Here is a 13325-nt window from a genome sequence, read left to right as displayed (position 1 = left end):
AAAAAAAGCCCCGATACGACTGCATCGGGGCTTTTCGCTAGTAGAGCACTGCTATTTGCGCTTGACGGGTGACTTTTTCTTGGCCGCCGCTTTGCGCTTGGGTGCCGCCTTCTTTTTAGCCGCTGCCTTTTTGGGCGCAGCCTTTTTTGCCGCGACCTTCTTGGCGGCTACTTTGCGCTTAGGCGCCGCCTTTTTCGCTGTCGCTTTTTTCTTAGCTACCGCTTTTTTCTTGGGTGCTGCTTTCTTTTTAGGAGCCGCCTTCTTCTTGGCTGCAGCCTTCTTCTCAGCAGCCTTCACTTTCGCCTTGGCTTTCTTCTCCGCAGACTTCACCTGACGCTCCAACCGGGCCTCCAATGCCGCCAGCTTCTTGGCGTCAGCCTTGGCCCTTGCTTTGGCCCACTTTTCTGCGTGCGCAGCCAGCGCTTTTGCCTTGTCCAGCTCTGCTTTTGCAGCAAGCTCTGCTTTACGCTGCAGAATCTGCTCTTTCGCAGCCAGCTGTGCCGCTTTCACTTTCGCAGTCTCAGCGGCTTCCATCAGGCGCTGACGCGCAGCGGAAACTCGCTCTCGAATCGCCTTGATCCGAGAGGAAACCTTTGCTGACGCATTGGACGCTGCTTTCGCAGAGCGACGGTCAGCGGCCTTTTTACTCTTGCTGGCTTTCTTACGTGCAGACTCTGCTTTTTTCTTGGCTGCCGCCAAGGCTTTCTTTTCTGACGCAATAGACTTTTCTAACTTAGCCAACACCTCGTTGGCTTTAGCGACGGCTGGCGATGTCGCAGTCGCTTTGGGCTTAGCGGGCGCCCTCCGTTTAGCCACTGCCTTACGCTTGGCGGGTGCCTTTTTCGCCGCGGCTTTGCCACGAGCAGTTGTCTTTTTCTTCTTCGCGGTTGCCATTTCCCAGGTCTCCACTGTTAGGTATTGGATAACGCTTCTCGAACATAGCAACATTAAAAACAGGCCACAACAGCCACAGCGCGCAGAAAAACAAGGGGCAAACGCATGCATACAAGCGTATTGCTCTATGCATTTTCTCGCGCAACCCAGGTCGTATTGAGAACGAGCGCGACTGCAGTACACTCATAACACTGTAAAAATAGTGCAAAAATGAAATTCGCTAGCAATGCACTGCACGTTCAACGCGTCAGATCATGCCAGGATTGAGTATTCGATAACGATTACTCGCCACCAAAACTTGAGAGTCGGGTGTGAAAAAAACTGTGTGAAAAAGTCTTAAGACGCAAAAAAAGGGGCGCAATGCCCCTATTCATCAAATCATTTTCGTCTTAGGCTTCTAGCGCTTCAAACACTTTCTCGCGAATCTCATCGACACTGCCGACACCAGGAATTCGGTGGTAACCGGGGGCTTTATCGCCTTCCATTCCCTGATAAAAATCGATAAGCGGCGCTGTCTGATTCTGGTAAACAGAGAGACGATTGCGAACAGTATCTTCTGAATCATCATCACGCTGCACCAGCGGCTCACCCGTCACATCGTCTTTGCCTTTAACTTTAGGTGGGTTGTAAATCACGTGATAGACACGGCCGCTCTCGGGATGAACCCGACGACCGCTCAGGCGCGCAACGATCTCTTCGTCATCAACGGCAATTTCCACCACCTGATCAATATCAACTCCCGCTTCCACCATCGCCTCGGCCTGAGGAATGGTGCGCGGAAACCCATCGAACAGGAAACCCTTCTCGCAATCGGGTTCGGCAATGCGCTCTTTTACCAGCGCAATAATCAGGTCGTCGGATACAAGCCCGCCGGCATCCATCACTTCTTTCGCCTGTTGCCCCAATTCGGTACCGGCCTTAACAGCGGCTCGCAACATATCGCCAGTGGAGATCTGCGGAATCCCAAAACGCTCACAGATGAATTGGGCTTGGGTTCCTTTGCCGGCGCCGGGGGCGCCCAATAAGATCAATCGCATTAAGAGATTTCCTCAAAACTTTATCGGTCAGCTGTCACCAGCCGATTGGGGTATTCAACGAGGGCAGTAACCTTACACAGGGGCAAGTATGCTAGCAACCCCGCTTGGCCTGCTCCCACAGACCATCGAGCTCGGCTTCTGACAGCGAATCCAGCGCCCTGCCCTGCGCCTTGGCTGCGGCCTCCATCGCCACAAATCGCTGCTCGAATTTACTACTGGAGCGACGCAGGCTGGTTTCTGCATCCAGCTTCAAATGACGCGCCAGATTAGTCACGGAGAACAGAACATCGCCTAGTTCCTCATCGATATTCACGGCATCGCCAGCCTCGATCGCCGCACGCAGTTCCAGCAGCTCTTCGTCGATCTTTTCCAGCACTGCTTGAGGTTCGGCCCAGTCAAAGCCCACTCCCGACGCACGCTTTTGCAGTTTTTGCGCGCGGGGCAGCGCTGGCAGTGCCACGGGAATGTCAGCGAGGATTGCATGCTGGCTTTTCTCCGCTCGTTCTTGCTGCTTAATCGCCTCCCAGGTTTCCTTGACCTGCGCCACGTCTGTTTGCGAGTCAACAATGCCCTCAATCTGGCCGTTGGCGAACACATGAGGATGACGCCTGACTAATTTACCGACCAAGGTGTCCACAATCCGGGAGAAATCAAAAAGTCCACGCTCTGCACCCAGCTGGGCATAAAAGATGACCTGAAACAACACATCACCCAGTTCCTCGGCAACATGCTCAAAATCACCCTGTTCAATCGCGGCCACGAGTTCATAACATTCCTCCAGGGTGGACGGAACGATGGTGTCGAAGTCCTGTGCAATATCCCAGGGACAGCCGTTCTCGGGGTCGCGCAGGCGCTGCATAACCCGCAACAGGTCCTGGGTGCTATAGGGCTCTGACATAGGCTCTACTCCATGATGCGCGTGGCCGAGATAACATTCTTGAGGCGGTTGATCCGCGCCAACAGCCGCGACAAGGCACCCAAGTTGGGAATCTCAACCCGCAAGCGCATGGTGGCGGTGTTCGAGGTCTTGTGGCTCTGGGTATTGATCGCCAGGACGTTGAGTCGCGCATTAGCCATCAGCTCGGTGATATCGCGCAGCAGCCCCTGCCGGTCCCATGCCTCGATGGCTATTTCCACTTCATAATGACTTTGAGGCTGCGTGCCCCAGGCCACATCTATAATGCGGTGCTCTGTGGATTCCTGCAGTTTAATCAGACGCGGACAGTCCGCCCGGTGCACGGTGACGCCGCGCCCTCGCGTGATAAACCCGGAGATCGCATCCCCCGGCAAAGGCTTGCAACAACCGGCCATCTGGGTGAGCAGATTGCCCACGCCCTGTACCTGCACCTGATCGCGATAGTCTCGGCTGCCACCACGCCCAAGCTTCATCTCGGGTTCTGGACGATCACCCACCAATCCCTGGGCGGCATTCAGCACCTGTGCGGAGGACAATTCGCCAGCACCAACAGCCGCGTACATGTCTTCTACTGTCGGTAACTGTACTTTGGCGGCCACACGTTTGTAGTCGACGCTGGTAAGCGCCATTCGACGAAACTCCCGATCCAACAGGTGGCGCCCCGCATCAATGTTTTCGTCCCTCGCCTGGGCCTTGAACCAATGCTGCACCTTGGCGCGTGCACGAGAGGTTTTGAGGTACCCCAAGCCCGACTGAAGCCAATCTCGCTTGGGGCGGCCGTCCTTGCTGGTCAGCACCTCTACCCTGTCGCCAGTGCGCAGCGTATAGGTCAACGGCACGATACTGCCGTTCACTTTGGCGCCGCGGCAGCGATGCCCGACTTCGGTGTGCACGTGGAAGGCGAAATCCAGAGGTGTGGCCCCATTGGCCAGGTTAACAACGTCGCCCTTGGGCGTGAAAACGTAGACCCTGTCCTGGGCGACATCGAAACTGAACTGCTCTGCCACCTCCAGCGCATCACCGGTTTCTTCGTGCCAGTCCAGCACCTGACGCAACCAGGCGATTTTCTCCTCATAGGTACTGGCCATGCCGCCCTGACTGTCAGAGCCCTTATAACGCCAGTGCGCACAAACGCCGAGCTCTGCCTCCTCATGCATCTGGTGGGTGCGAATCTGAACCTCCAGAATCTTCCCCTCAGGGCCAATAACCGCTGTATGCAGGGACCGATAGCCGTTCTCTTTGGGGTTAGCGACGTAATCGTCGAACTCATTGGGAATGTTGCGCCACAAACCGTGCACCAGCCCCAGCGTGGCGTAACAATCCCTGACTTCAGGCACAAGAATACGAACTGCACGGATATCGTACACCTGCGAAAAACCGATGCCCTTACGCTGCATCTTTCGCCAAATGCTGTAGATATGCTTCGCGCGGCCGGTGATTTCGAACTCAAGGTCGGCCTGGGACAGTACCTTGCTGAGGTCTTCCCGAACGCGATTGATGAACCGGTCGCGCTCCCGGCGCTTACCATCTAGTAACCGCGCTATTTTGCGGTAGGCCGCGGGGTAAAGGTAGCGGAACGACAGGTCTTCCAGCTCCCACTTTAAATGACCAATACCCAGACGATGCGCCAGCGGTGCGTACACATCAAACACTTCCCTGGCCACGCTCTGTCTGCGCAGTTCATCGGTCTTCACCGCCCGAATCGCACTGGTGCGCTCCGCCAGCTTGATCAACGCCACGCGCACGTCGTCGACCATGGCGATGAGCATCTTGCGAATATTGTCTTTCTGCCCGTGCGCCTGACCCAGTACTGGCTCTTCGCGCTGTATCTGCAGGTCGCTGATGGCAGCCATTCGCAGGACGCCGCGCAGTTGCCTTAGCGTCTCATCGCTGAACGTGGTTGCCAGTTGATCCAGCGTCAGGCGCTCTTCGCGTACTGAACGATAGAGAATACCGGCAACCAGACTGTCGATGCCCAACTGCAGGTCCGCCAGAATCTGCGCCGTTTCCAGGCCGGCTAGCAGCGCATTGCTTTTAACCGCCCAGTCGCCCGGGTCTACCCCGTTCTGGGACTGCGCTTCGCGCGCCAGCCTGGCCGCGGTTCGCAGCGTCAGCGCTTCATCGTCGGTTAGCTCGACGGGCAGCTGTGCCTGCCAGCGCTCAAGATCGATTTGACCCTGCGCATCAACGACAAACTGTTCCCGTACCTGCACCATGGATTAACGCTCCGGCGAGAATACCCCGGTGGACAGGTAGCGATCGCCGCGGTCGCACACGATCGCAACTATCGTGGCGTTCTCGAGCTGCTGTGAGAGCTTCAGCGCGGCGGCAATGGAGCCACCGCTGGACACCCCGGCAAAAATCCCTTCCTCTGCCGCCAATCGGCGCATGGTGTGCTCAGATTCCTGTTGGGAAATATCCATGACCTGATCCACTCGGCTGGCATCGAAAATGCGCGGCAGATACGCCTCAGGCCAACGCCGGATGCCCGGTATGCTTGAGCCTTCCACCGGCTGCAGGCCGACGATCTGAATGTCCGGATTTTTCTCTTTCAGATAGGCGGAGCACCCCATGCTGGTGCCTGTGGTGCCCATGGAGCTCACAAAGTGGGTCACCTCGCCAGCGGTCTGGGACCAGATCTCGGGACCCGTTGTGCGGTAATGCGCCAATGGGTTATCGGGATTGGCAAACTGGTCTAGAACCCGCCCCTCGCCTCGAGACTGCATCGCCATTGCGAGGTCTCTTGCGCCTTCCATCCCCTCTTCCTGACTGACTTCAATCAGGCGCGCCCCGTACGCGGTCATCGCCTGCTTGCGCTCGTCGCTCATATGGGAAGGCATGATCAAAGTGAGCGGATAGCCACGTACTGCTGCCGCCATCGCCAGCGCTATGCCAGTGTTGCCACTCGTAGCCTCTATCAGGGTATCGCCCGGGCTGATATCGCCGCGCGCTTCCGCTTCAGCGATCATGCTCAGCGCTGGCCGATCTTTAACGGAACCTGCAGGGTTGTTGCCCTCCAGTTTGGCCAATACCGTATTGCTGGTGTTACCGGGAAGGCGCTGCAAACGCACCAAGGGTGTATTGCCAATGCAGGCTTCGACTGTGGGGTATTCGGGCATAGGACACTACCAAACGAGGAGCGAGATTATATCGGTTTTACGGTGTGTACACAGGGTTTCGTATCAGGTCAGGACAGTACCGCAAATGCAACAACATATTCATCCTCATCCGAAAGACTGATCGCCACTGACCCCGCGCCCCGCTTTTCGGCGACAACCTTCGCACCGCCACTTAACTGGACCCCTGGCGCCCCGGAGTCGTCATGCACTATCGCAATGTCCTGCCAGCTGACGCCTCGGCCAATGCCAGTCCCCAGGCACTTTGCAACGGCCTCCTTAGCAGCGAACCGCTTGGCCAGCAAGCGCGCGGGATAGCGGCTGCACTCGTACTCTCTAATCTCGTCGGGTGTGAGAATGCGTTGCACAAACTTGTCGCCCTGCCGCTCCAGTACCGCTTCAATGCGCTGAACACGCAGGATGTCAGTGCCCACCGAAATCACAGGGAAGACTCATCTTGCGTCGGGGTTTGGCGATCACCTGCATTGGCGTATTGGCGGAACAGGCTACGACTGCGCAGCGGCGCATCGCCTAGATGAACTGCCAAAGCCTGTCGTAGCAGACGCTTTGCTGTTGTGGCCGATGAACCCTGGATGTCATCTTTAGCGATAGCGAGCAGGTCACTACCCTGGTATCGCTGGATCTCTGGTATCGTGCCCGCACAGGCAACCAACCCCGCATCAGGATCCAGCCTATACCAGGCATTAGGATCCAGCGCTTCCCCGGTATCCGCCTCGACCTCGAGGCTGAGACGATAACCCAGTTCCTCGAGCAGATGCATCTCAAAGCGTCGCAATATCGGCTCGGCCGCCGCCGAGGAGGCCAGCGCCGCCAGCGTCTCGCCATAGCGAGCGAAGACCATGGGGTGAGGATCGTAGCGCTGCAGCAGGCGAATCATCAGTTCGTTCAGGTATAGACCACTGAAGAGGCGTTCACCCCTGAGCATCCACGGTGCACCCGCCAGTTCGGCATGGGTGAGGGTTTTCATTTCTCCCCTGCCCGAGAACGACACCAGTAGCGGTGAAAAAGGTTGCACAAGAGCCGAGGTATTTCCGCCGCGCGCTTTACGCCGCACGCCTTTGGCCACCAGGCTGATCCGGCCGTGCTCTGCGGTCAGCACTTCGAGCAGCTGACTGCTGTCCCGAAAAGGCTTGCGATGTAACAGATAGGCAGGTTGCAGGCTGATGCGCATGAGCACTACCTAACGGTCGTCATACCCAAGACTACGCAGAGCGCGCTCATCGTCGGACCAGCCGGATTTCACCTTCACCCACAAGCGGAGCATGACCTTGCTGTCGAACAGGCGCTCCATATCCCGACGCGCTTCGGTACCGATGCTGCGAAGCCGACTGCCCTTGTCGCCGATGATGATCTTTTTCTGTCCATCCCGCTCCACCAGAATCAGCGCGGAGATATGCAGCACACCCTTTTCATCCCCGGCGAACTCTTCAATCTCCACCGCTACCGCATAGGGCAATTCATCACCGAGCTGGCGGATGATTTTCTCGCGCACAATTTCAGCAGCAAGAAAACGCTGGCTGCGATCGGTAATCTGTTCTTCAGGAAAGAAATGAATCGATTCGGGCAGATGAGACACAATCACCCGTTCAAGCTCTTCGGTGTTGTGCTGGCGCAGGGCCGACAGTGGCACGACGGCCGTAAAATCTGACTTCTCGGACAGGCTCTGCAGGTGCGGCAGCAGTGCATTTTTATCCGCCAGCAGATCCACCTTATTGACTACCAGCACCACGCGGCGGTTCGACTGCTGCACTCGCTGCAGCACCATTTCGTCTTCCTCGGTCCAGGCAGTGCGATCCACCACAAACACCACCAAATCCACATCATCAATCGCGCTGCTGGCGGCCCGATTCATCACCCGGTTGATGGCTTTCTCAGCCCCCTTGTGCAGACCGGGTGTGTCCACATAGATGATTTGATGATCACCCTCGGTCTTGATACCCAGCACCTGATGGCGGGTAGTTTGCGGTTTGCGCGATGTGATACTGATCTTCTGCCCCAGAAGGTGATTCAGCAGCGTGGACTTGCCCACGTTGGGTCTTCCCACAATCGCCACGTATCCGCAGTGTTTTGACGCATCAGCCATGATTCAAACGCTCGACTGCCTCGGCAGCCGCCTGTTGTTCCGCCTTGCGGCGACTGCTACCTGTGCCCTCGGTGACCAGCGACTGCGACTGCACGGTGCAGCTGACCGTAAACACCTGTGCATGGTCCTTTCCGGTCACGCCCAGCAACTGATATTCCGGCAGTGCCTGGCCACGGCCCTGCAATAGCTCCTGCAGCCGGGTTTTGGCATCTTTGCCATCAGATTGTTGGTCAAGATCACGCAAACGGCTGTCGAACCAGGCGAGTAAACAACGCCTGCAGGTGTCTACATCCGAGTCCAGAAGGATTGCGCCCGCAATGGCTTCAACCGTATCAGCGAGAATGGAACCGCGCCGATGACCACCGCTTTTACGCTCACCGGTACCCAATCGCAGGTAATCACCCAGCTCAAGCTCCCGCCCGATCTCTGCCAGCGTATCGCCGCAGACCAGTGAGGCACGCACCCGGCTCAGGCTTCCCTCCTGACTGGATGACAGTTTTTGGTACAGGGCCTCGGCGATGACGTGATTAACGATGGAGTCGCCAAGGAACTCCAATCGTTCATTGTTGGTCCTGCCTGCGCTGCGGTGCGTCAGGGCAAGTTGTAATAGCGCGGGGTCACTGAAACTGTAGCCCAGCGCTCGCTGCAGGCGCTCGAGCTTGTCCAATGCTAGTCGTAGCGAGGAACGCCCGCCTCCATTTTCAGATCATCAAAGCGCATCATCGCATCGATGCGGCCTGCCACGTGGATGCGAGCCTCGTAGTTGGCATCGATGTAGATCTTGCCATCCTCACGGAACACTTCGATCTCTCTGGGCTTGATGCCAGTTACCTGATTGGTATTGAGCAGGTTGGCCAGTTTGCGACGAATATCAGCAATGGTCTGCTCCTCAGGATTGAACTCCTGGGCAACACGGGACACCACGTCCCTGACGGTCAGGTACTCCATGTAATGCGGTGCCATTTTGATCCCGCACATAACAAAGAATCCGACCATAATCGCAATCACGATCATGCCCGGAAACGAAATGCCGGTCTGGTATCTGCGCAACGGTGCCCTCATGGCTATGCTCCCCCCACCCTGGATGTGATTATTCTATGGCCCCTGCTCGACTGAAACTGGGGATGCTAAACAGAGAGTCCCAGTGCATCCAGATGGCGAAGGCCTTGCCTACTATATCCTTTTCCGGGACTTGACCCCAAACGCGACTGTCACTGCTGTTGTCACGATTATCGCCCATCATGAAGTAGTGACCCTCGCGAACCGTCACGGAGAAATCCCTCGGCGGGCGAGCGCGGTCTACCTGGGCCAGGTGTGTCGCCTCGCCCAAGGCTTCCTGCCCGATCTGATACCGGCTGCGCCCTTCTGTGACAGCGGCCAACCATTCCACAGGCACTGGCTTGCCGTTCACACTCAGCTGTTTGTTGCGGTAGGTCACTGTATCGCCCGGCAACCCGATAACGCGCTTGATGTAATACGTTTTGTTCATGTGCGGCGGGAAAAACACCATAACGTCGCCGCGCTCAGGCTCGTTCAGGTCCATGACCTTGGTGCGGATGACCGGCAGCCGAATGCCGTAGGTGTACTTGTTGACGAGAATATAGTCACCCACCAGCAGCGTAGGCACCATGGACGATGACGGGATCTGGAAGGGCTCGGCGATAAACGAGCGCAGCACAAAAACAACAAACAGCACCGGGAAGAAGGACTTGGCGTACTCCACCAATACCGGCTCGCGCGCGTCCTTGTTCACCGCTGCCTCATAGGCAATCGCATCCGCGGTCTCGGCGGTTTCCCACTGTGGGTGCTGTGCCTGCAATGCCTCAGCGCGCTGACGTCTGCCGGGCGCAAAAAGCATCACATCGACCAGCCAGATGATGCCGCTGCCAAATACCAAAATGACGAGTATCAGAGGGAAATCAATGGTCATTGCGCCTTAGCCGTCCACCTTCAGTACCGCCAGGAATGCCGACTGTGGGATTTCCACGCGGCCCACCTGCTTCATACGTTTTTTGCCCGCTTTCTGCTTTTCGAGCAGCTTTTTCTTACGCGTAACGTCACCACCATAGCACTTGGCCGTCACATTTTTGCGCAGCGCTTTCACGGTCTGGCGTGCCACGATCTTACTGCCCACCGCTGCCTGAATAGCAACATCGAACATCTGCCGCGGGATAAGCTCTTTCATCTTTTCGGTCAGCGCCCGACCCCGGTACTGCACCTGGTCCCTGTGCACAATCACCGCCAGGGCATCCACCTTCTCGCCGTTGATCAGTACGTCCATCTTCTGCAGGCTGGCGCTTTCAAAGCGCTCGAAGCTGTAATCCAGCGAGGCATAGCCACGGCTCACGGACTTGAGGCGATCGAAGAAATCCAACACCACCTCGGCCATGGGAATGTCATAGACAACCGACACCTGCGAGCCCAAGAACTGCATATCTTTCTGCACGCCCCGCTTTTCGACGCACAAGGTGATGACATTACCGAGGTAATCCTGGGGCACCAAAATGTTGCAGCGCGCTATAGGCTCGCGCATTTCATCAATCTCGCCACTGTCGGGCAGCGCTGAGGGATTGTCCACACGAAGCGTATCACCGAGTTTGGTGACCACTTCATAGATGACCGTCGGGGCGGTGGTGATCAGGTCGAGGTCATACTCTCGCTCCAATCGCTCCTGGATGATCTCCATGTGCAGCATGCCCAGAAAACCGCAACGGAAGCCAAAGCCCAGCGCGTCCGATGTCTCCGGCTCGTAGAAGAGGGAGGCATCGTTAAGCGTCAGCTTGCCCAGCGCATCACGGAAATCTTCGTAGTCATCGGAGGAAATCGTAAAAATACCCGCATACACCTGCGGTTTGACCTGCTGGAAACCGGGCAGCGCCGGCACCTCCTGCTGATTCGCGTGCACCAGCGTATCGCCCACGGGCGCCCCGTGAATGTCTTTGATGCCTGCGACAACGAACCCAACTTCACCCGCAGCCAGTGAAGGCTTCTCAAGGCGCTTGGGTGTAAAGATGCCAACGCTATCGACCTGGTGCACCTTGCCCGTCGATTTGGCCATTATTTTGTCGCGCTTATTGAGCGTCCCCTGTGTCACACGCACCAGAGAGACGACGCCGAGGTAGTTATCGAACCACGAATCAATAATCAGCGCCTGCAGTGGCGCATCCCTGTCGCCCTCGGGTGGGGGGATGTTTTCTACCAGATACTCGAGAGCGTCTTCTATGCCCATGCCGGATTTGGCACTGACCGGACAGGCTTCATTGGCATCGATGCCGATGATTTCCTCGATTTCCTGCTTCACCCGGTCGGGGTCTGCCTGCGGCAAATCCATCTTGTTGAGGATGGGCAATACCTCCAGCCCCTGCTCGATGGCGGTGTAGCAGTTAGCAACTGACTGCGCCTCTACGCCCTGACCCGCGTCAACCACCAGCAGCGCGCCTTCGCAGGCCGACAGCGACCGGGACACCTCATAGGAGAAATCCACGTGCCCTGGCGTGTCGATGAAGTTGAGCTGGTAGGTTTGTCCGTCCTTTGCCTTGTAGTCCAGCGTAACGCTCTGGGCCTTGATGGTAATGCCCCGCTCTCGCTCGATATCCATGGAATCGAGCACCTGCTCGTCCATTTCACGATCACTGAGACCCCCACAATGCTGGATAAAACGGTCAGCCAGCGTCGACTTGCCGTGGTCGATATGGGCGATAATCGAAAAATTGCGAATGTGCTGCAGGTCGCTCAAAGAAGTAGCTCGGGTTACTTAACGGAAACTGGCGACCGCTGGCCGCCAGTAAGGGAGGCGCGATTGTAACTCAAGCGCCCCCGCCCTGCCATGTGATGCCCCACTAGTCTTGAAGCTTGATACCAATAAACATGGGCGCGCCGCGACGAATCAGTCGAACCGGCACCGAAGCGCCATCGTCCAGGTCATCCACGGCGTCAGCGAATGCATCCACGGATTTGGTCGCCTTGGAGCCAACCATCGTGATCACGTCACCTGGAGCTATACCGGCTTCATCAGCGACGGATCCGGGTTGCACTTCGCGCACCAACACGCCACCACCGATGCCAAAGCGCTCCAGGGCATCCTCAGGCGCGGGTTCTATCAATAAGCCCAGTCGCCCGCCGCGATCGCCCTCACCGTCTCCCTGATTCAGCGAGAAGCTGTCATCGGCATCCAGCCCCCCGACAACCACGCGCAGGGTCTTACGGTCACCATCTCGCATGATTTCCACCGGTACGCGAGAGTCCGGCGCAATCAGGCCGACGACATGCGGCAGATCCGATGACGTGGGGATGTCATTGCCATCGAAGCTCAGAATCACATCACCCGGCTTGAGGCCTGCATCATCGGCGGGACCATCGGGTGCAACCTGTGAAATCAAGGCGCCTCGTGGGCGGTCCAGACCAAAGGATTCGGCCAGGTTCCGGTCTACATCCTGAATGGTCACCCCCAGCCAACCGCGGGTAACCTTGCCATCGCGCTTGAGTTGGTCAACAACGTTGCGCACCACCGATACCGGGATAGCGAACGACAGACCAATCGATCCACCACTGCGTGTAAATATCTGTGAGTTCACCCCCACCACCTCGCCGTCGAGGTTGAACAGCGGACCGCCAGAGTTACCAGGATTAATGGCCACGTCCGTCTGAATGAAAGGCACGTAGTTTTCGTTGCGCTCTGTGGGCAGACTTCGGCCTTTCGCGCTGACGATGCCCGCGGTCACGGAGAAATCCAGACCGAAGGGAGAGCCAATGGCCAACACCCACTCACCGACATCCAGATCGCCGTTACCGGCCAGTTTCAACACCGGCAAATCTTCAGCGTCAATTCTTAGCAGTGCCAGGTCAGAGCGCGGATCCGTGCCAACCACCGTCGCGTCATATTCACTGCGATCTACCATGCGAACCACCACCTTGTCGGCGCCTTCAACCACGTGATCGTTGGTGACCACGTAGCCGTCGTCAGACAGGATGAAACCAGAACCCATGCTTAGGCGCTGCCGCTGCCCCTGACTGGGGGGCGGCCCACCGCGATACTCGAAGAAGCGGCGCAGGTATTCCGGGATTTCGTCGGATTCGAAGGGGCTGTCCCGTTCGCCGCTGTGCTCAACCAGAATTTTTACCACAGCTGGCGAACCCTCTTTCACGATACCGCGAAAATCGGGCAGGCTGGCCGAAAACGATGGCAGGGCCAACAGGCAGGTCACTGCAGCTGCGAAAAACAACGAGGTCGACTTTTGAACAAAACGCATGTGCTAACG

At 57.2% G+C, this 13325-nt stretch carries 13 protein-coding genes; all 13 read right to left on the bottom strand.

Translation table 11 applies throughout. From position 1 onward, the window contains the following. Positions 1-51: 51 nt before the first annotated feature. The 13 genes from IE089_RS03830 to IE089_RS03770 all read right to left on the bottom strand — a co-directional run bounded on the left by IE089_RS03830 (position 52) and on the right by IE089_RS03770 (position 13316). Complete coding sequence (locus IE089_RS03830) at positions 52-894, bottom strand: hypothetical protein (protein ID WP_189475308.1); 843 nt, start codon at positions 892-894, stop codon at positions 52-54. A gap of 389 nt (positions 895-1283) precedes the next feature. Then, positions 1284-1931 (bottom strand): adenylate kinase, encoded by a 648-nt coding sequence (adk, locus tag IE089_RS03825; protein ID WP_189475306.1) that lies wholly within the window; start codon positions 1929-1931, stop codon positions 1284-1286. 91 nt (positions 1932-2022) lie between these two features. Beyond that, positions 2023-2829, bottom strand: a complete 807-nt coding sequence (mazG, locus tag IE089_RS03820) for a nucleoside triphosphate pyrophosphohydrolase (RefSeq protein WP_189475304.1) — start codon at positions 2827-2829, stop codon at positions 2023-2025. A 5-nt stretch (positions 2830-2834) separates the two neighbouring features. Then, positions 2835-5063 (bottom strand): GTP diphosphokinase, encoded by a 2229-nt coding sequence (gene relA, locus IE089_RS03815; protein WP_189475302.1) that lies wholly within the window; start codon positions 5061-5063, stop codon positions 2835-2837. Between the two features lie 3 nt (positions 5064-5066). Then, the gene (gene cysM, locus IE089_RS03810) at positions 5067-5966 is read right to left on the bottom strand and encodes a cysteine synthase CysM (protein WP_189475300.1); all 900 of its coding nucleotides are present in this window, start codon (positions 5964-5966) and stop codon (positions 5067-5069) included. Between the two features lie 68 nt (positions 5967-6034). After that, complete coding sequence (gene acpS, locus IE089_RS03805; protein ID WP_189475298.1) at positions 6035-6406, bottom strand: holo-ACP synthase; 372 nt, start codon at positions 6404-6406, stop codon at positions 6035-6037. Next, the gene (gene recO, locus IE089_RS03800; RefSeq protein ID WP_189475296.1) at positions 6403-7155 is read right to left on the bottom strand and encodes a DNA repair protein RecO; all 753 of its coding nucleotides are present in this window, start codon (positions 7153-7155) and stop codon (positions 6403-6405) included. Before recO ends, acpS begins: the two co-directional genes overlap by 4 nt. A gap of 9 nt (positions 7156-7164) precedes the next feature. Beyond that, complete coding sequence (gene era / locus IE089_RS03795; RefSeq protein ID WP_189475294.1) at positions 7165-8067, bottom strand: GTPase Era; 903 nt, start codon at positions 8065-8067, stop codon at positions 7165-7167. Further along, on the bottom strand, positions 8060-8734 hold the full coding sequence (gene rnc / locus IE089_RS03790; RefSeq protein WP_189475292.1) for a ribonuclease III: 675 nt from the start codon (positions 8732-8734) through the stop codon (positions 8060-8062). The genes era and rnc overlap by 8 nt, the downstream gene beginning before the upstream one ends. A gap of 2 nt (positions 8735-8736) precedes the next feature. Then, positions 8737-9129 (bottom strand): DUF4845 domain-containing protein, encoded by a 393-nt coding sequence (locus IE089_RS03785; RefSeq protein ID WP_189475290.1) that lies wholly within the window; start codon positions 9127-9129, stop codon positions 8737-8739. 28 nt (positions 9130-9157) lie between these two features. After that, the gene (gene lepB, locus IE089_RS03780; RefSeq protein WP_189475288.1) at positions 9158-9997 is read right to left on the bottom strand and encodes a signal peptidase I; all 840 of its coding nucleotides are present in this window, start codon (positions 9995-9997) and stop codon (positions 9158-9160) included. Between the two features lie 6 nt (positions 9998-10003). Continuing rightward, positions 10004-11803 carry a translation elongation factor 4 gene (lepA, locus tag IE089_RS03775; RefSeq protein ID WP_189475286.1) on the bottom strand — a complete coding sequence of 600 codons (1800 nt, stop codon included), beginning with the start codon at positions 11801-11803 and terminating at the stop codon, positions 10004-10006. A gap of 103 nt (positions 11804-11906) precedes the next feature. Further along, the gene (locus tag IE089_RS03770; protein WP_189475284.1) at positions 11907-13316 is read right to left on the bottom strand and encodes a Do family serine endopeptidase; all 1410 of its coding nucleotides are present in this window, start codon (positions 13314-13316) and stop codon (positions 11907-11909) included. Positions 13317-13325: the final 9 nt, after the last annotated feature.

This window comes from Parahalioglobus pacificus (assembly GCF_014652275.1).
In the GTDB taxonomy this organism is placed as follows: Bacteria; Pseudomonadota; Gammaproteobacteria; order Pseudomonadales; family Halieaceae; genus Parahalioglobus; species Parahalioglobus pacificus.
Note: the sequence above shows the minus strand (reverse complement) of the source record. Positions and strands in the feature narration are given on the sequence as shown.